Below are 18896 nucleotides of genomic sequence, written 5' to 3'. Positions count from 1 at the left end.
TAGTCCATAGTTCATGGCTCATAATTGCTTATGCATTCCCTGTCGTCGTTGTCCCGCCCATGGCGCCCATGTCGGGTGACGAACTTTCGGCGATCGCCTTGCGCATGGCGGTGTCGGACTGGACGTTCTGCATATTGTAATAGTCCATCACGCCAAGTCGACCGGCGCGGAAGGCTTCGGCCATCGCCATCGGGATTTGCGCTTCCGCCTCGACGACGCGAGCACGCATTTCCTGAACTTTGGCTTTCATTTCCTGCTCGTAGGCAATCGCGCTAGCGCGACGCTCTTCTGCCTTTGCACGGGCGATCTTGAGCTCGGCTTCGGCCTGGTCGCTCTGAAGTTTTGCGCCGATGTTTTGTCCGATATCCACGTCGGCAATATCGATCGAGAGGATCTCGTATGCCGTGCCGGAATCGAGCCCCTTGTTAAGCACGGTTTTGGAAATATTGTCCGGGCTTTCGAGTACTTCCTTGTGCGATTCGCTCGAACCGATCGTAGTGACGATGCCTTCGCCTACGCGTGCGAGGATGGTCGCTTCGCCTGCGCCGCCGACGAGTCGCTCGATGTTGGCGCGAATGGTCACGCGAGCGACGGCGGTCACCTGAATGCCGTTCTTCGCGACTGCTGCAACCGGGGGCGTCTCGATCACCTTTGGATTTACCGAAAGCTTCACGGCTTCGAGTACGTCGCGACCGGCGAGGTCGATCGCAGCGGCGCGGTCAAAGTCAAGATCGATGTTCGCTTTGTGCGCACTAATGAGCGCATTGACGACCTTTGCGACATTGCCACCGGCCATGTAGTGAGCTTCCAGCCGACCGATCTCGGCCGGGATGCCTGCCTTCTGCGCGGTGATCTTGGAGCGGACGATCAGATCCGGCGGCACTTTGCGAAAACGCATGCCGACGAGGTCACCGAAGATGCGCACACGCACACCGGAGGAAACCGCTGTGATCCACAGGCCGAGCGGCACCATATACAGGACAAAAATCAGAAAAAAGAAGCCTGCGATGAGGATCGCGATCGACAGCCCGCTGATGGAATTCATAGAACGCTCCGATGAGGGTGAAATTGTAGCACAAAACTACGAAAGAAACGCCTGTCGCCTCACGCAACGACCCAAGCCTCTTTATAGACTACGCGGCGAACCGGAGGCAACTCGTATCCCAGGAAGCGCTCGCCGACGCTCTGAAACTTCCGGGGAATGTCGCTGACCATGAGCACATGGTCCGCAGGAGCATCGCCGGAAGGTGTTACCCGGCTTTGCACGATCTTCGCACTCGCGGCGCCCGGGTTGACGAGCGTCACATTCGGTCCCATCACCGATTGGATCACCGATCGCAGTACGGGATAATGTGTGCAACCGAGGATCAGCGTATCGACGCCGACCTCGTTGAGCGGGGCCAAGTACTCTTCGGCGATGAGCCGCGCCGCTTGATGGTCTTGCCAACCTTCTTCGGCGATCGGGACGAAGAGCGGGCAGGCTTGCGAAAATGTCTCGATGTGACGGCTGCCCGCATTGGCCCGAATCTCGGCGCCATAGGCATTCGAACCGATCGTCGCCTCCGTGCCGATGATGCCGATCCGGCCGTTGCGAGTTGCGGCGAGCGCTTCGGCGCTTGCGGCCGGGATCATCCCGATGACATCGATACCCGAAGCGGTCTCTTGCACCACATCGAGAGCGACCGAGCTGACAGTGCCGCAGGCAACGACGATCAGCGACGGATTATGCTGCAGGAGTAACTCGGTATCCTCGCGGGCGTATCGGCGGATGATCTCAGGCGAGCGAGAACCGTAGGGGACTCGTGCCGTGTCGCCGAAATACACGATGCGTTCGTGCGGCAGCAGAGCGAAGAGCTCGCGTACGACGGTCAGCCCGCCAATACCGGAATCGAAAACAGCGATCGTGTTCGCGCTCATCGAATTATTGTTTCGGCTGCGGAGCGATCGGCGGGCTCGGCGGTTCGGGCGGCGTCATTCCACCCGGCGGCACACCTGGTGTGCCGGGGACACCGATCGGCGATGGCACCTTGTTGCGCTGTGTCGGCGGACGCTCTTTACGCATCCGTTCGAATGCCTCTTGCCGCAGTGGTGAAACATTCGTGTTGATCAGTTGCGCGATATACGAGTTCGATTGTTGCGCCAGCCGCTCGAGCTGCGGCAGTACGGAAAGTACCTTTTTGCCTTCCGGCGTCTTGACGAAGTCAAGATATTTCTTTAATTCGATCGCAGTGAGATTACTGCGGTACGCAGTGAAATAAATCTTTCGGTATGCATCTGCATCCAGGCCAATCAATGCAACACTGTCGGCTTTGACACTATCGATGCCTTGCACGGTGAACGAACGCGACATGCGAGCGAGATACTCTTTCGCATCTTCCTGTACCGTCTTTTTCGGTCCGACGATGGGGAAGATCTCTTTAAAGACCTTTGCAAACTCAGCACTGTCTTTATACGATTGCTTCGTTGCAGTGAGCTCCAACGACCGACCGGGGACCATTCCCGGGGCTGCGGGCTGTGCGACCAGACGTGCGCCGATCGCAGAAAGAACGAGGATGAATACTATACTACGGTTCATACAATACGTTTGATTTAGAGCTACTTCTAACGAGAAACTACAGGGCAAAGTTACTATCTGTACGAGCGCCTTACAATGGATTCTCTGCGGAGAGCAATTGCCATCCGTTGCCCTGGGCAACCTCGATCCGGGTAATCGGATGAATTTCCCACTGCGAGCCTCGAGACTTCCCGACTTCGTCGGCGTGCTCTTCGTCCCACAGTATCCATCCGCTCACACGGATTCGTGTGTGTTCGCGAGCAAGGCGAGTGAGCGTTTTGAGATCCCACTCCGGGTGTCTCTCGTTCCAGTAGGGGGTGACCTCGACGACGAGTCCATCGCGTTTCTGATCGTCAGCCGAAGCAGCGAGCCATAAGTGGTCGTCACGATACGTCTCGCTTTCCCCGTTGCAGCTCTCGGCACCCGATTGCTTTGCAGCAACCAAGTAGCCCTCGACACGAACGCCCATTTGCTCATATTTCGCCGCTTGTGCAGTTGCGGTTGCGCTCCAGTTCGAACGCTGTTTGCGCCCGGCATCGTCGAGCGCCGAATGATCGAATGCGATAATCTGTGGTACGCTCATGTCGGTGTACGATGCCGGTTCGCTCCACCGATTCTTGTGCCGATTCAGCTCCGGATCGCCACCGCTTCCTTCGGGCGGAATTCCGTGAAAAGCAGCAGCCGATGACGAAGCGAGGGGTACCGTTCGTTTCGGCCCGTTACTCTTAAGCCACAGCAGAAGAACGATCGCAACGAGGGCGACGACCAGAACAATGATCTGCCACGATCGTTGGCGTGCCATAGGTTGCTCCCGATAGTAGTATGTGGTGGAGTGAATATTACGGTCTGAAATCCATGCCGCCCTTGAGGCTCAGGATGAACTCGGTCAGCAGATTCACGCAGTGATCGATATCATCGAGGTCGAGTACTTCGACCGACGAATGCAGGTAGCGCGTCGCCGGGCTGAGCACATTGATCGGAATGCCCGAGCGTGCCTGGCTGATCGGGTCGGCATCGGTGGAGGTGTAACCGTTATCCACTTCGATCTGATAGGGGATCTTCTTGTCGGTGGCGACTTTGATCATCAGGTCGCTGATCTTGCGGTTGTTGCGAATGCCGCGCGAGATGACAGCGCCCTTCGAGACGTCAACCTGTCCCCACAACTCTTTCGAAATGCCTGGCGAATCGGTCGCCGGCGTCACGTCGAGCGCGACGGCAAGCGTCGGGTTGAGATGATACCCAGCTTGACCGGCGCCCCACACACCCGTCTCTTCCTGGATCGAGCTGACGCCGTACACGGTCGCCTTGAGCTCCTTGCGTCGTGCGTGCAAGTTCTTCATCACTTCGGCGACGATATAGATGCCGATCCGGTTGTCGAAGCAGCGTGCGGTCGCACGCGTGTCGATCAGTCGGTTGTAGCCTTCTCCGTAGATCGCGACGTCGCCGATGGCAACATACTTCTCTGCTTCTTCTTTGTTCTTCGCGCCGATGTCAATCCAGACGTCGGTATAGGTGATCTTCTTATCGCCTGCGCCGTCCTTCATGTGATGCGGTGCCGTGCGGCCGACAACGCCGTTGACGATGCCGCCTGTCTTCGACGAAAAAATACGGATTCGATGCGAGGGCAGGATCGCCGGATCGACGCCACCGACGCGCGAGACGTACAAAAACCCGTCGCTCGTGATGTAGCGGATGACCAGGCCGATCTCGTCGGCATGACCCACGATGAGCACCGAGATATCGTCGGTCCCTTTGAGCGTGGCGATATTGTTACCGTGCCCGACGACCTCGATCGAATCGGAATACGGTCGGACGGCGTCGCGCCAGAGGGCCTGAACGTTCTCTTCATAGTTCGAAACGCCCGGCGTCTCGATCAGCGTCTGCAAGAATTGCTCTTGGGATTGGGTCATAGGTCAGAAATTCGAATTGATGAACGCAAAACAACGATATTCGGCCCCGAGAGATTCGCCCATCCGCGCGAGCTGAAACTCCTGGCAGCCGCTACCACCCCACTCAGAAGCTCGAATTTCATTCAACGGATATACTAATTATATAGTATATGTCAGCAGGTGTCCATTAATCTGTAATATTTCAGGTACCGAAGCCTAAATGGGGAGGCTCCGAACTGAGTAATTATCAGTTGTCCAATATCTGACTACTCGATTGTCATGGGTATGTAATTCACTATACTGAAAGGCATATCATGAACGAATACATGTTGATCTTCCGTCATCAGGACGGTCTCAAGGTTGCTTCGCCCGAGCAGCTTCAAATGTGGATGAAGCAGACGCGCGATTGGATGGATCGCGTGGCAGCAACGGGCCAGCTTGTCGGTGGCAACGGACTTGCGTTCGACGATGCAAAAGTCGTCTGGCACAAAGGTGTCGTGACCGACGGTCCGTTCGGCGAGATCAAAGAGACGCTCGGCGGCTACGTCATCGTCAAAGCCGTATCTTCCGCCGAGGCCGCAGAAATTGCGAAAGACTTACCGGTGCTGCAAGGAGATGGCAATAGCATCGAAGTGCGGCGCATCGCGCACGGCGGCGGAGCAAAGTAAACAACGTCATTCTGAGGAGGCTTCAGCCCGACGAAGAATCCCTTTCGGTGTTGCGCAATCGTACTGACAGTCCGAAAGGGATTCTTCGCGTTGCTCAGAATGACTCTCATGACTATCTGATGCAATGCACAGCACCGACCTCATCCCTCATCTCTTCCGTAGCGAGTACAGCAAGATCGTCTCGGTCTTGTGTAAGCGCTTTGGTCTCGAGTTTCGCGAAGCGGCCGAAGACATTGCGAGCGAGACATTCCTGACGGCTGCACAAACGTGGGCGCTCGGCGGGATTCCGGATGAACCTGTGGCATGGCTCTATGCGGTCGCGAAGAACAAAGCGGCGAATGCGCTCAAGCGAGAACGACTCTTTGCGACACACATTGCGCCCGAGCTTCGCCACGGTGCGGATGATACGTACGAACTCGATCTGAGTGAACAGAATATCGTCGATAGCCAGTTGCAGATGATGTTCGCGGTTTGCGATCCGTCGATCCCCGTTGAGGCACAGATCGGACTTTCCTTACGCATCCTCTGCGGCTTTAGCATCGATGAGATCGCTTCGGCATTCTTATCAAACAAGGAGACGATCAACAAACGGCTCTTCCGTGCGAAGGAGAAGTTGCGCGAAGCAAAGGTCGAACTCGAATTTCCATCGCCCGAAGAACTTGATGCGCGGCTCGGCACCGTCCTGCGGACGATCTATCTACTGTTCAACGAAGGATATTATTCGCAGCATTCGGATGCGGTCGTCCGCAAGGATCTGTGCATCGAGGCAATGCGATTGTGCATGATGCTCATCGAATATCCGGCAACAGACACGCCGCAGGCGAATGCCTTAATGGCGCTCATGTGCTTTCATACGTCTCGCTTCGATGCACGCATTGGCGCGGAGGGCGAGTTGATTCTGTATGGTGATCAAGATGATTCGCTATGGAACGAGGCTCTCATCAGCAAAGGCGCCTATTTCATGAGCTGCGCTGCTCGCGGTGATACGATCTCGAAGTATCACCTCGAAGCGTCGATCGCGTACTGGAGTACCTGCAAAGAAGACACACCGGAGAAGTGGGAGAACGTCCTCGGACTCTACGACCGGCTCCTCGCACTTGAGCATTCGCCAATCGTCGCACTCAACCGTACCTATGCGGTTTCAAAAGTACATGGGACGCAAATGGCGATCGAGGAAGCGCAACGGCTGGCATTAATGAACAACCGCTTCTACCATGCACTGCTCGGCGAACTCTATGCTGGCATCGACAACCAACAAGCTACCTTTCATTTCGACAGGGCATTGCAAATCGCTCGTGGAGAATCGGAACGAGCACTTCTTCGTAGCCGGATCGAGCGCCTATCCTAAACAACGACTACAAACGTCAATAACCAGAACAGCCGAGGATTTTCGTCCTCGGCTGTTCGTCTTAGTCATGAGGGGGCTGTCTCATTCATCCATCATTCACACGAATTCCTATTGCAGCATTTCGAGCTGGCGCTTGAGCTCGCCGACGCGATTAGCGAAGAGTGGGTCGTTGCGCATATCATCCAATACCGTTTGCTGTGCGTGAATCACCGTCGAGTGATCACGGCCACCGAAATGCAAGCCGATCGTATTGAGTGTACTTGCAGTGAGTTCTTTGCAGAGATACATCGCCACCTGACGCGCTTGCACGACTTCCTGCTTGCGTGTCTTGTCGCGCAATAGTGCTTCTTCGATATTGAAGAACTTCGCGGTGTACTTCTGGATCGTCTCGACCGACAAGATCGGCGCCGAGCGGCGCGCTACTTTGCGCAGCACATCGCGGGCAAGTTCGACCGTGCCTTCTTTACCTTCGAGCGAGATCGCGGCTTCGAGCGAGATCAAGCAGCCTTCGAGTTCGCGGATGTTCGTCGTGACGTTCGATGCGATGTACTCGAGCACTTCTTCCGAGATGTCAAAGCCGTCGCGAACCGCTTTGTGACGCAAGATGGCGATGCGCATCTCGAGATCCGGCGGCTGGATGTCGGTCGTCAGCCCCCATTGTAGTCGGTTCAGCAGACGATCGTCGATGTCGCGCAGTTCTTTCGGCGGACGGTCGCAGGTCAGGATGATCTGCTTACCGTTCTCGCGCAGTTCGTTGAACGTGTGGAAGAAGCTGTCCTGCGTGCGCTCTTTGCCGGCGAAGAACTGCACGTCGTCGATGATCAAGAGATCGATCGAGCGATAGAACGTATTGAAATCGTTGATGCGGTCGGACTGGATCGCTTCGACAAACTCCTTGGTGAAGCGTTCGCTCGACGTGTAATACACGCGCACACCCGGAAATTTTTCGAGCGCGGCGTTGCCGACGGCATGGATCAAGTGCGTTTTGCCAAGACCCACATTGCCGTACATCACGAGCGGGTTGTACTTCGTACCGCCCGGATTGTTCGCAACGGCGACGGCCGCAGCGTAGGCAAGCTTGTTGGATTCGCCTCGAATAAACGAATCGAACGTGTAGTTCGGATTGACGTTCGAGACCAGAGGCGGCTTCGGGGCTGTGACGGTCGCGGATACACCCGAGGGCTTGTTCTCGCGCAACGGCTGTAACGGAGCGTCGAAGCGGTTGAGGGGCTCCACGGGCTGTACAGCAGGAGCGGCCTGAACGACAGCGACGGGTGCGAGGGCAGTCTCGACGCCTTCGACTTCGGCGCTATGGTCGATCCTGACCTCAGCCGATTGACCGAGGAATTCGGTCAGGACGGTTACGAGCAGCGGTTCGTAATGCTGCAACACCCATTCGGCGATAAAGCCGCTCGGGGCCATGAGTTCAAGACGGGTCCCCTCGAGCGAACGAGCCGAAAGCGGCTCGAACCAGGTCGTATAGCTTTGCGGCGATACCTGTGCGCGGATCTTTTCGGTACAGCGCGACCATACGGCGATCGCGGCCGAACGAAGCTCGTCGCCGGCTGCGACCCCGGGGGTCAGCACTATCTCCGATATGGCTCCACCACTGGCTGGGGGCATGCTTGTATCTAATTCTCTCATCATCACGGACGCCAATGCGTCCGAACTGGGGGCTGATTCAACTAACACTGTTCGTACAATTGTTATTAGCTCAACAAGAGTTTCAACGATGTCGGCTGGCACTCGCCGACACTGCGATCATACGTCGATCGTGCGAGAAACGGAAGGATGAATACCAAGCGAGCCCTATTACACTCGTATTGTCAAAAGATAATCACATCGTTTCGCCTTATCCTGCTTGAGCCTCAGAAGTTATCCACAATCGGTTCACATCGTTCGGCATTCATCATCCTATACGATGATACGAAAGAATTTATCTACTGCCGAAAAAAGCATTGCCGCGTGCGAGCGAACCGAGAATTTGTGTGCGTGACGCACCAGTGGTTTTAGGGAGATGGATCGGGATTTCGTCGAGAAATGCTTTCGCGAAAAATGCGAATGCGACACCCTCTTTCGCTTCGGGCAGAATGCCAAGGTCGGCGGAGGTGGTGACTGTGCAGCCCGGGATCAGCACACGCAGGCGCTTGAGCAGGAAGAGATTCTTTGCGCCGCCGCCGCTTACATAGATGTCGGCCTGGCAGCCGGTCAGTGCAAATGCCGTCGAGCGAGCCGTTAATTCGGTCGCTGTCGTGACAGCATCGACGGCTGAAATCTTGACGTTCTCAACTGCATTGGTAAATTGCGCCAGAAATTTCCCGCCGAAGAGTTCGCGCCCCGTCGATTTCGGTGCAGGCGCAGCAAAGTAATCGTCGAGCATCATTCGCGTGAGCAGTTCTTCGTTGAGTGTTCCGCTCGCGGCAACTTTCCCGTCTTCGTCGTACGGCTTATCGAAGAAACGGCGCATGAGTTCGTCGATAATCATATTGCCCGGGCCGCTGTCGAACGCGACAATCTCTTTGCCGCTTGATCGGGCGGGGAGGATCGTGACGTTCGCAATGCCGCCGATATTGAGCGCAACACGATCGCGATGATCATCTTGCAGGAACACTGTGTCGAACATCGGAACGAGTGGTGCCCCTTGTCCGCCGAGCGCGACGTCTGCACTTCGAAAATCGCTGACGACATCGATGCCACTGAGTGCGGCGAGGGCCGCTCCGGAGCCGAGCTGGAAGGTTGCGCCGACCGATGGTGTGTCTGCAGTTACGGCCATTGGGATTGGCAGGTGGCGGATAGTTTGTCCGTGTGCGCCTATCGCTCGAATATCTGTTGAAGAGAGATGTGCCGCCGCCAGTGCAGCCTGTACTCCTTCGGCATATACTCGCGCAAGGACGAAGTGTGCGCGAACGAGTGTATCGATATCGATTCGTCGCGCGGTAGCACACTCATAGAGCAGGCTGCGAAATTCCGGAGCGAAATCGGTTGCGTGATGCGAGATGCATTCGACACCGCCATCGAATCGGGCAATCACGACGTCGATACCGTCGAGACTTGTGCCCGACATGATGCCGATAAACAGATCGCGTGGGTTGGTTTCGACGGTCATTTCGTTGCGGGTTGCTTTTCGCCGGCAGGTTGCTCGCTTTGCGGCGGCTCGGTTGTGTTGCGAGGGGCTTTGTGCGTTGCTTGAACGACAAGGTAGAAGATGCCGCTCATGACAATAAATACGATCAGCCGGATCACGATCGAATCCGATCGCAGGAAGGCACGAATACCCGAACTGCGATCTTCGCGCCCGAAGCTTGCCAACCGTTTGTTGAATACTGCCATCTTAGGGTTTGCCGATCACGTGACGAGCGATGACGATGCGTTGGATGTGCGAGGTGCCTTCGTAGATCTGCAGGCCCTTTATGTCGCGGTAGTACCGTTCGACCGGATACTCGTTCGAGTAGCCGCGTCCGCCGTGAATGAGCACGGCATCGCTCGCGGCGTTCAGCGCGGCTTCCGTTGCGTGTAACTTTGCGACGGAGGTCTCGAGTGAGACCGATTCGCCGCGGTCCTTTTTCGTTGCTGCTTGATAGACGAGTGCGCGCGATGCGTCGAGCGAGACTTTCATGTCCGCGATGTTCGCCTGGATCATTTCGAAGTCGCCAAGGCGCGAGCCGAACTGCTTGCGCTGACGGACAAAGGCTACGCTTGCATCGAGACACGCCTGATGCACGCCGAGCGCGCCCGCGGCAACGCCGAGACGTCCGTGATCGAGCGCGCTCATCGCAACTTTGAAACCGGTACGCTCGGTGCCGAGCACGTTCGTTGCAGGGACGAAGCAATCGGTAAAAGTGATGTGCGCGTGATCGCTTGCACGGTGGCCAAGCTCTTTCCCGGGCATGGGTTCACGATGAAAACCCTTTGACGTTGGATCGACGATGAATGCAGTGATTGCGCCGTGTGGTTTCTCACCGTCGAGCGCCGGAAGTTTTGCGAAGACAATAGCGAATGTTGCGATGCCACCGTTGGTGATCCAGATCTTTTCACCGTTAAGTGAGTATCCGCCGTCGACAGGCGTTGCCATCGTGCGGATGCCTGCCGCGTCGCTGCCTGCTTCCGGCTCGGTGAGGCAATAACAGCCGATGAGCGCGCCCGATGCAAGCTTCGGCAGATATTCGCGTTTGTGCGCGTCGCTGCCCCATTGGTTCACGCACTGCATTACGAGCGACGAGTGCACGGTCATGAAGCCGCGTGTGCTCGAACAGGCACGCCCAAGCTCTTCGTAGATCATGGCGAGCGCCAGTGCGCTCATGCCGCTGCCGCCGTGTTCACGGCCGATCGTAGCGCCAAGAAGACCAAGATCGGCCATTCGAGCGACGAGCGACATGGGCATCTCGCCGCGTTCGTCCATCTCACGGGCGATGGGTGCGACCTCGTTCTGCGCGAAGTCACGCGCGATCTGCTGCCAGCGAAGTTCGTCCGGAGAAAACACGTGATAGAAATTGAGAATGAAGAATTGGAAATGCAGAAACGAGGGAATAAGTGTCGGGCTGCGAGGAGGTCATACCCAAGAGTCTGCACAGCGTACAAATCTCCCTTGTTGCTGGTGAAATGCTTTGTGTAAGCCGAAAGGGATTCTTGGCGTTGCTCAGCATCACCGTAGGATCGACATGCAACCGTTACAGGACGGCGATGCCTTCGATCTCGATCATCGCTTCGTCTTCAAAGAGCGCGGCGACCTGCACAAGCGACATCGCGGGATAGTATTTGCCGAAGAGCTCCTGATAAATCTTCCCGAGCTCGCGAACATTGGCTTTGTAGACGTGCTTATCCGTCACATAGATGTTCAGACGTGTGATGTCCGTCATCTCGCCGCCTGATGCACGGATGGCGACCTGAAGGTTTGCGAGCGTCTGACGAAACTGACCAACGATGTCGCCGGGATGCATGACAACGCCGTTCGCATCGAATGCGACCTGCCCGCCAAGAAAGACCATTGTGCCAGTGGCCTTCACAGCATGTGCAAATCCGACAGGCTTGGCGAGTTCGGGTGGGTTGATGATCTCGGGCATGGTGTTAGAACGCCGGTGAGGTGGATGGTTTTGGTGTGTCGTCTTCGAACTGCGGCATATAGATCAGGTTGTCGAAGCGGCCGACACTGCCTCGGAATGCGACACGCGCCTGGCCGATAGGGCCGTTACGGTGCTTACCGATAATAATCTCGGCCGTGCCTTCGGTCGGCTTTCCGTCTTCGTATTGTTCGATGCCGTAGGTCTCGGGGCGATAGATAAAGAGCACGAGATCGGCGTCCTGCTCGATGGCGCCTGATTCACGAAGATCCGAGAGCATCGGTCGTTTGTCCGGACGGCTTTCAACGCCGCGATTAAGCTGGCTCAGTGCGATCACAGGGATGTTTAGCTCTTTCGCCAATGCTTTGAGCGAACGAGAGATCGTCGAAATTTCTCGCTCGCGCGAATCCATCGAGCGCGAGACTTCCATGAGCTGCAAGTAGTCGACGATCACCAGGCCGATGTTCTCCGTTGCCTTGAGCCGGCGGCATTTCGCGCGAAGTTCGAGCGGCGTAATGCCGGCCGTGTCGTCGATAAAAAGCGGCGCTTCGTGCAGGCGGCTGATGCCATGCGATACTTTTTTCCAATCCTCGCCGCTCAATCTGCCTTTGCGGGCAGATTGCATGTCGACTTGGGATTCCGAGCAGAGCATACGTAGCACCAACTGCTGTGCACCCATTTCGAGTGAGAAGATCGCGACCGGGACGCGGTGTTCTTTGATCGGGTTCATCGCCGCATTGCGTGCAAGAGTCAGCGACAGTGCCGTTTTTCCTTGTGACGGACGTGCTGCAATGATGATCAGATCGGTCTTTTGCCAGCCGCCGGTAATCTCGTCGAGATCGGTAAGGCCGGTTTGCACACCGGTGATGCTCGAGTGATGATCGTGAATGTGCTGCAGATGCTCCATCGTCTCGTGCGAGAGACGGTCCATACGCTGGAAGCTTCGGCGGTGACGAGTTTCGGACAGATGGAACAGCGATCCTTCTGCCTGGTCGAGCAGCTCGAACGTGTCATCTTCGCCGAGGAAGGCGCGGAGCTTAATTTCTTCGCAGGTACGAATGAGTTCGCGGCCGAGATACTTTTCGAGCAGCAGCCGCGCATGTGCTTCGACATTCGCGGTCGTGACGACTTTCGACGTCAGTTCGACGAGATATGCCGGACCTCCGACTTCTTCGAGCGTACCGTTGAGCCGCAGACGGCTCGTGACCGAAAGCACGTCGATCGGTTCGCCTTTGCTATCGAGGTCCACCATCGCGCGGTAAATCGCCGTGTGGGCTTCTCGGTAGAACGGGGAGTCTTCGAGCGTACGGTCGCCGAGCACTTCGAGCGCTCGGTTGGCGGCGACCTTATCGATCATCATGGCGCCGAGGAGCGATTCCTCGATCTCGACCGCCTGCGGCGGGACAAGCCCCGAGCCGCTGATGCGCTCGAAGAGTTCGCTAAAGCTCCGTAAGTACGCCTGACTGCGTCGCTTGCCGGCTGTTTCTTTTGCCTGAATGGGAATTACGCTCACCTATGGTGCTCCTTCGGTACGAAAAAACGGGTTGCAAATCTACTACGACAACACCGCGACACAATGAACAAGTTTTGAATAGTGATGTGGATTGTTGTTGATAAATAAACAGCGCGGCCCGAATGGGCCGCGCTGTTCGATCGCACAGTAATTTGTGTATTACTTAATCACATTCATCGTGCGCGTGAGCTTCTGCTCGCCGGCCGTGAGTGAGTAGGTGTAGGTGCCTGTCGTGAGCTTCGATGCGTCGAAGTTTACGGTGTAGGAGCCTGCATCCTGCGTCGTGTTAACGACCTCGGCTACCTTGCGGCCAAGCACGTCATAGACGGCGAGGCTCACCGGCATGCGTCCGTCGAGCGAATAAACGATCTTCGTCTCGCCCTGCACCGGGTTCGGGTAGTTGCCCTCGAGCGTGAAGCCGGTTACGCCCGTGCCTGCATGCACACCCGCGCCCGAAAGCAGCGGACGCTGTGACGCCTGAAGTACGTCACCGAAGGTGTTGTCGCTATTGACGACGCTGGCGATGAAGGTGATATTACAATTCGCCCAATCGAAGACACCCTTCGACGGTACGGTAAAGTCAAGTGTCATCGTCTTTGTACTACCTGGTACGATCACGTCGCCATCGACAATCGTAGGATTGTCGAAGGTGACCGCTTTTCCGAACTCGTTCGGATACAACTGATGAACGGTACCCTCCCATGTATATGTGTCGACAAAGTACGGGCTGGGCAACCGGTAATCTTCCTGATAGTTGTTTACGACCATGTTGTCCTCCGAGATGACCGCGGTCAAGTTGATCGTCGAGCTCGTGTTGATCATGGCCATGTTCTGGGCCACGTCAACCACAGCATGAACCTTGTGTGTCGTCGGGTCGAAGCTGTAGTCGGTGATCGTCAGTCCAACCGGCGCTTTCGGCTGCTGATCGAATACGTTCTGGACATAGCCAGCCCATTGTCCGCGATTGGTCATCTGATACTGCTCTCCAGGGAAATGCCAACGCTGGATCGATGCATTCGGGTAACCTTGCAGTCCGAGATCATTTATGAGGTTCTGACCTGCGGAAATGATAAAGGTATCGACAGCGCCGCCGCCGTGGTACTGCAATGCGATCACATCGCCATTGTACTGATCGACGATACTCTTCGAGATCTCATGTCCCTGCGGGCAGTAGCCGCACCACGAACCCGTTCCCTCTTCGAGCACCACCTTTGTTTTTTGTGGGGTAATCGTCGAAGGCAGTACATACAACCTGACATCGAAGCTGTACGACGGATGTGCATTGTCATTCGTTGTCATCGAGATGGTCGCCTTATGCAAGCCGGGGGATAGTGTTCCTGCATTGATGGTCAATCCATACGTTCCATTGGTTGCTGCTGGAATCGTCTCAGGCGAGCTTACTGGCGACACCCAAGCCTTCACGCTATCAGGGATCGCAATGGTCACGTTCAGATCGGCAGCGCCCAGATTAGTTGCAGCATACGTTAACGTACGCGACTCGTTCTGGCTCAGCGTCAGGAAGCTGTTGCTTGTGGTAATATCCGCGACTGCGACCGTTTGGGTCGGGGGATACGTCAGCGAATACACCAACGTATTGGAATAACCGCCCATGATATACACGTTGCTACCAACGGTGACAAGCTGACCGGCGTTATAGATCGGGCCTGCGAGGGCATACGTTTTGCTCCACTTATCGGCAGCATCGTCGTACACATACGTCGGGGTGAAGGTCGAAGAAGCAGTGCTGATACCGCTGGCAACGATGAGCTTGCCGCCTACCGATCCAGCCGAAGCGCGCGCGAGGCCGTCGGGAAGATCTGCGACTTGAGTCCACGTCACGTCGGTGCCGTCGGATACACCCTGCCAAACACTGGTAAGGTATCCGGTGTTATCGACGCCGCCGATCATATAGATCTTACCATTGAGGCCGAAGCTTGACGAATACTGTGCATTATACGGCACGGGGGTTGTTGCAGTGGTCCATGCATCCGATGCCGGATCATAGATCTGTACGGCGGTGACGTAATATCCCTGACCGCCGTTATACATGATACCGCCCATGACATACAATTTGCCATCGACGGTTGCACCATCGCACCAGGCAGTCTTCGTCGTGATCGCTGCCTTTGAAGTGAAGGTGGATGCCGCGGGGTCGAACACAAACGTCGAGTTATCCAGACCCGTTTGTGCCGTGGTGGTCATGCCGGCCGTGATATAAATCTTGCCGCCGACCGCTTCTGCGTAGCCGCCGAACTTTGCTTTCGGCATTGTCACGCTGAGCTTCTTCCAAGCTGCATCGCCCGGTGTGTAGGAATAGACATTCTTCGATACCGAATTTCCGTCACTGATGATTCCGCCAAAGACGTAGATCGTACCGTTTACTTGTGCCGTCATCGGCCAGTCGAGCACGACCGGGAGAGGCGGGGCGCTTGTCCATTGCGCACGGGTCGTACCCGCGACAATCGACAGTAGTAGAGATGCAAAGAGTACCAGACGTTTCATAGTTGGTTCTATTGATGAATTGAACTGATTTCTGAAGTATAAAACACTCGCATACCCCGGAGGGAATGTACTTCGGGGGATTTTACAAACGGCACGAACAGCAAATATAACCCCATTTCTCGGTTTTTGTTGCAGAATCGTGTAGGCGAATTATACCAAGAGGGCGTCGGTATCGGTATCTCTGCAGTAGATTGCTGAGTAAATAGTTGTTTTTCTTTGCGTTACTTTGGGAGTATCATTTTATGAATCGCACCTCGACACGACGATTTTGTGTTCGGCCTTCGTCCGTATCGTTGCTGGCAACAGGGCGAGTGTCGCCGTATCCTTTCGCGATCAATCGGTCGCGTTCGCAGCCGTGATCGGCAAGGTAATCGACGACCGACTGCGCGCGTTTTTTCGATAGTGACAGGTTGTACTGTGCCGATCCTTTATTGTCGGTATGTCCTCCGATCTCAACCTTCAGGTCAGGGTACGTGTGCAGAAACGTCACCAGACGGTCGAGCTCCGGGTATGACTCATGCTGCAACTCCGCTTTGTTGAAGTCGAAAAAGAGATTATTGAGCCTGATCCCCTTTCCTTCATCTCGCAACGATCCGATCGAGACAAGGACGATGTTCTCCGTTTGTCTCATCGGTGTTGTTGCGGCGCGCAAGTCGATGTTCTTCGAGACAGGATAATAACCTGGTTTCTCGGCGTAGTACCCATAATTCTTTTCGAGCGGTAACGTGATGAAGAACGAACCGGAAGTCGGATCGCTCGATAGTTCGCCGACGGTTCGGTTGCGGCTGAGGTCTTCCCACCGGATGTTCGCAACGAGCGGTTTACCGTTTTCATCGGTAACCGTACCGGAGATCGTTGCCACTGCAGCCGGTTTCGCTGCTTCGGAGAGCGTCATGGTGTAGATATCGCCTCCGCCGTATCCGTCTTCACGGTTGTCAAGACTCAAATAAGCCTTCGTGCCATCGGTCGAGACCCGGTAGCCGAAATTATCTGCACCGTTGTTGATCTCCTTGCCAAGATTCACCGGCTCGCTCCATTCGGTCCATGACGTATCGTTGAGTCGTGTGCTCTTAAAAATATCGAACATGCCGAGGCCTGCATGACCATCCGAGCAAAAGTAGAGCGTCTTCCCGTCCGGATGCAGAAATGCTTTGCGTTCGGAGAAGGAGGTATTGATCGTCGGTCCGAGATTGATCGGTGTTCCCCACGTGCCATCGGGTTGACGCAGCGTAACGTAAATATCGGTGTTGCCCCACTTGTCGCCGTGATACGGTTGACCTTTTTCGTGAAATGCGCCGACTCCGCCGGGACGATCGGATGAGAAGAGCATTGCAGTCCCGTCACTCGTGAGACAACCGTCGCCTTCAAAATCTTTGGTATTGATCGGCTCTGGGAAATGGTGTACCTCGCCCCATGATCCGTCACTTTGCTTGACAGAATAGAATAGGTCGCCTCGGCCCAGACTCGATGCGTAGTTGCCGAAGAGAACCATTGTCATTCCATCGGCAGCGATGCTGTTGACCGATTCGCTCGACTTCGTATTAATGCCGCTGCCGACATCCTTCGCCGGCTGCCAGGCACCGTTGCTAAATTCTGAGACCATGATGTCCTCGTCGTACTCGTCTTCGCTGGTCCCATTATCTTTAGTGAAGTAGAGCGTTGTTCCGTCGACCGAGAGCGTGGGTGAGAATTCCTCTTTTGCCGAGTTCACCGACGGTCCGAGATTCGTCAGGACGAGGTGCTCAGAAGGCGCCTGGAGAATGTGGATGATCTTCTCGAACCGCTCGCGCATCGAGGGGAAACGATCCTCGTATTTGCGAAAAATTGTGACAGCCTCGTCCCACCGTTCCTGTTTAATCGGCCAATAGGCTAAGCGTTGAACCGCCACGAATGCATCTTCACTCGGGGCATTCGCCTCGATGAATTGTTCGAATGCCGGTATAGTCTTGGTCGTAGGGGGGCTCGAAATGTCGATCTGGGCGGTGGCCGAGATCGCGGAACAGAGTAAGAAGAGAACTACCGTCGCAATAGAACGGATTGCTCTGGTCATCATACGTTCGTGGGCGAATAGTGTCGTAGCAGTTGAATGCATTCGTGCAGAGCGTCGCACAGAAAACAGAACGGGCAGCCATGGGTGATGGCTGCCCGAGAGAATCAAAACAGAACCGAACTCGATCAGTTCTTGTGGATCTTGCTCGTCGAGAGCGCGCTGGTACCGAACTCTTCGTACTCGAGGTCCTTCTTCGTTTTGCGATGGCGTTCTTCATCGACATTATAGCCGCGAACGCGGGCATATTCGATGAGCTTCGAGCGAAGCAGCTTGCGGCCGCGGTGCAGACGTGAGCGAACCGTGCCGATCGGGCAATCGACGAACTCTGCGATCTCTTCGTACGTGAAGCCTTCGATATCGCAAAGAATCACGACCGTGCGAAAATCTTCGGGCAACGATTCGACGGCGCGCGTCAGATCGTCATCGAGCAGGTTACGATAGAGGCGTGCCTCCATGTCGTTCGGGTCGGTGTACTCCGAACGGATCGTATTGTAGAAGTTCTGGATGTCTTCGTAATCAACTTTATCGGGCTCTTTCGATTCCTTACGATAAATATTGATGTACGAATTCTTCATGATGCGAAATAACCATGCCTTACAGTTCGTCCCGGGTTCGAATTTGTCCCAGAACCTGTACGCTTTCATGTACGTCTCCTGCAGGAGATCGTTCGCATCATCGGGATCGCTCGTCATGCGAAGCGCAAAGTTATACAGCGCCGTCACGTGGGGCATTGCCTCACGTTCGAAGTCTCGGTGCCGATCCCTGAGCAATTTGTCGTCCAACATTATCCTTATCCTTTGCCATCTGGCGCAACGAATGCGCCCGTACCCTATCGTTAGTATCTACGCGAATTACTGACTATCGGGATTTCTTTTCGTGGGGGAAAATGTTGTAGGTTGGCTATACGCACCAGCCTACTCCCTCCGTCAGTAACGTGCAAAGATACGACATTTTGGACCTACTTTCACAATAATCGTTCCAACTTTTTCTGTAGCAGGAGTCACTTGAGAAAGTTATCCACATACCTTATATGGTTAAATAACCATTAAGTTTCGGGAACACGGTTCGCAAAACTCGTCCCTACAAATATAGACACATTTATGAGGCCGTTGTTTTCCTTCACAGGGAAAATGAAGAAATTTTCACCCCCGGATTGTCTGCTTCCTACTAATTAACACGTCAGGCCGCCAAAAGTAACGCCGGAGGTCGGATTTTGACCAAGTCAGCGCGCTCCCTACTCTCCGTAGGGTCGAGGCATGCCTCGACCGTTCTTTCGCATAGCACCCCGCCGAACGCCGGGCGACGCATGCGTCGC

General features: G+C 55.4%; 16 protein-coding genes. 2 read left to right on the top strand and 14 right to left on the bottom strand.

The genetic code is table 11. The annotated features are described in order from the left end of the window. Window positions 1–28: 28 nt before the first annotated feature. From floA to JSS75_11660, 5 genes are all read right to left on the bottom strand, one after another. Complete coding sequence (floA, locus tag JSS75_11680; GenBank protein ID MBS1904357.1) at window positions 29–1045, bottom strand: flotillin-like protein FloA; 1017 nt, start codon at window positions 1043–1045, stop codon at window positions 29–31. Between the two features lie 59 nt (window positions 1046–1104). Then, window positions 1105–1917 carry a glutamate racemase gene (locus tag JSS75_11675; protein ID MBS1904356.1) on the bottom strand — a complete coding sequence of 271 codons (813 nt, stop codon included), beginning with the start codon at window positions 1915–1917 and terminating at the stop codon, window positions 1105–1107. Between the two features lie 4 nt (window positions 1918–1921). Next, window positions 1922–2575: a DUF2059 domain-containing protein gene (locus JSS75_11670; protein MBS1904355.1), complete on the bottom strand. Its 654-nt coding sequence runs from the start codon at window positions 2573–2575 to the stop codon at window positions 1922–1924. Window positions 2576–2645: 70 nt separating this feature from the next. Beyond that, on the bottom strand, window positions 2646–3356 hold the full coding sequence (locus JSS75_11665) for a hypothetical protein (protein ID MBS1904354.1): 711 nt from the start codon (window positions 3354–3356) through the stop codon (window positions 2646–2648). A 37-nt stretch (window positions 3357–3393) separates the two neighbouring features. Then, window positions 3394–4464 (bottom strand): M42 family peptidase, encoded by a 1071-nt coding sequence (locus tag JSS75_11660; protein MBS1904353.1) that lies wholly within the window; start codon window positions 4462–4464, stop codon window positions 3394–3396. A gap of 293 nt (window positions 4465–4757) precedes the next feature. Between JSS75_11660 and JSS75_11655 the strand changes: the two genes are divergently transcribed. Continuing rightward, window positions 4758–5111, top strand: a complete 354-nt coding sequence (locus tag JSS75_11655; protein ID MBS1904352.1) for a transcription initiation protein — start codon at window positions 4758–4760, stop codon at window positions 5109–5111. A 124-nt stretch (window positions 5112–5235) separates the two neighbouring features. After that, complete coding sequence (locus JSS75_11650; GenBank protein MBS1904351.1) at window positions 5236–6459, top strand: RNA polymerase subunit sigma; 1224 nt, start codon at window positions 5236–5238, stop codon at window positions 6457–6459. A 108-nt stretch (window positions 6460–6567) separates the two neighbouring features. Here the strand turns inward: JSS75_11650 and dnaA are convergent, their stop codons facing one another. From dnaA to JSS75_11605, 9 genes are all read right to left on the bottom strand, one after another. Next, complete coding sequence (gene dnaA, locus JSS75_11645) at window positions 6568–8082, bottom strand: chromosomal replication initiator protein DnaA (GenBank protein ID MBS1904350.1); 1515 nt, start codon at window positions 8080–8082, stop codon at window positions 6568–6570. A 313-nt stretch (window positions 8083–8395) separates the two neighbouring features. Then, the gene (locus JSS75_11640; protein MBS1904349.1) at window positions 8396–9565 is read right to left on the bottom strand and encodes an anhydro-N-acetylmuramic acid kinase; all 1170 of its coding nucleotides are present in this window, start codon (window positions 9563–9565) and stop codon (window positions 8396–8398) included. After that, window positions 9562–9789, bottom strand: coding sequence for a hypothetical protein (locus JSS75_11635; GenBank protein MBS1904348.1), 228 nt, complete (start codon window positions 9787–9789; stop codon window positions 9562–9564). Before JSS75_11635 ends, JSS75_11640 begins: the two co-directional genes overlap by 4 nt. A gap of 1 nt (window position 9790) precedes the next feature. After that, complete coding sequence (locus tag JSS75_11630; protein MBS1904347.1) at window positions 9791–10939, bottom strand: acyl-CoA dehydrogenase family protein; 1149 nt, start codon at window positions 10937–10939, stop codon at window positions 9791–9793. Window positions 10940–11126: 187 nt separating this feature from the next. Then, a complete protein-coding gene (locus tag JSS75_11625; protein MBS1904346.1) occupies window positions 11127–11519 on the bottom strand; it encodes a RidA family protein in 393 nt (130 codons plus the stop codon). Between the two features lie 4 nt (window positions 11520–11523). After that, the gene (gene dnaB, locus JSS75_11620) at window positions 11524–12939 is read right to left on the bottom strand and encodes a replicative DNA helicase (protein MBS1904345.1); all 1416 of its coding nucleotides are present in this window, start codon (window positions 12937–12939) and stop codon (window positions 11524–11526) included. A gap of 249 nt (window positions 12940–13188) precedes the next feature. After that, a complete protein-coding gene (locus tag JSS75_11615) occupies window positions 13189–15531 on the bottom strand; it encodes a T9SS type A sorting domain-containing protein (GenBank protein ID MBS1904344.1) in 2343 nt (780 codons plus the stop codon). 235 nt (window positions 15532–15766) lie between these two features. Then, window positions 15767–17584 (bottom strand): OmpA family protein, encoded by a 1818-nt coding sequence (locus JSS75_11610; GenBank protein ID MBS1904343.1) that lies wholly within the window; start codon window positions 17582–17584, stop codon window positions 15767–15769. Between the two features lie 122 nt (window positions 17585–17706). Next, window positions 17707–18366 carry a sigma-70 family RNA polymerase sigma factor gene (locus tag JSS75_11605; GenBank protein MBS1904342.1) on the bottom strand — a complete coding sequence of 220 codons (660 nt, stop codon included), beginning with the start codon at window positions 18364–18366 and terminating at the stop codon, window positions 17707–17709. Between the last annotated feature and the right edge of the window lie 530 nt (window positions 18367–18896).

Source organism: Bacteroidota bacterium (genome assembly GCA_018266755.1).
Lineage (GTDB): Bacteria > Bacteroidota > Ignavibacteria > Palsa-1295 > Palsa-1295 > JAFDZW01.
Note: the sequence above shows the minus strand (reverse complement) of the source record. Positions and strands in the feature narration are given on the sequence as shown.

Coding starts and splice junctions, on each gene's coding strand:
- JSS75_11650 (MBS1904351.1), top strand. CDS start 5,236: ATGCACAGCACCGACCTCATCCCTCATCTCTTCCGTAGCGAGTACAGC.
- JSS75_11625 (MBS1904346.1), bottom strand. CDS start 11,519: ATGCCCGAGATCATCAACCCACCCGAACTCGCCAAGCCTGTCGGATTT.
- JSS75_11610 (MBS1904343.1), bottom strand. CDS start 17,584: ATGATGACCAGAGCAATCCGTTCTATTGCGACGGTAGTTCTCTTCTTA.
- floA (MBS1904357.1), bottom strand. CDS start 1,045: ATGAATTCCATCAGCGGGCTGTCGATCGCGATCCTCATCGCAGGCTTC.
- JSS75_11675 (MBS1904356.1), bottom strand. CDS start 1,917: ATGAGCGCGAACACGATCGCTGTTTTCGATTCCGGTATTGGCGGGCTG.
- JSS75_11670 (MBS1904355.1), bottom strand. CDS start 2,575: ATGAACCGTAGTATAGTATTCATCCTCGTTCTTTCTGCGATCGGCGCA.
- JSS75_11640 (MBS1904349.1), bottom strand. CDS start 9,565: ATGACCGTCGAAACCAACCCACGCGATCTGTTTATCGGCATCATGTCG.
- JSS75_11660 (MBS1904353.1), bottom strand. CDS start 4,464: ATGACCCAATCCCAAGAGCAATTCTTGCAGACGCTGATCGAGACGCCG.
- JSS75_11605 (MBS1904342.1), bottom strand. CDS start 18,366: ATGTTGGACGACAAATTGCTCAGGGATCGGCACCGAGACTTCGAACGT.
- JSS75_11635 (MBS1904348.1), bottom strand. CDS start 9,789: ATGGCAGTATTCAACAAACGGTTGGCAAGCTTCGGGCGCGAAGATCGC.
- JSS75_11665 (MBS1904354.1), bottom strand. CDS start 3,356: ATGGCACGCCAACGATCGTGGCAGATCATTGTTCTGGTCGTCGCCCTC.
- JSS75_11615 (MBS1904344.1), bottom strand. CDS start 15,531: ATGAAACGTCTGGTACTCTTTGCATCTCTACTACTGTCGATTGTCGCG.
- JSS75_11655 (MBS1904352.1), top strand. CDS start 4,758: ATGAACGAATACATGTTGATCTTCCGTCATCAGGACGGTCTCAAGGTT.
- dnaA (MBS1904350.1), bottom strand. CDS start 8,082: ATGCCCCCAGCCAGTGGTGGAGCCATATCGGAGATAGTGCTGACCCCC.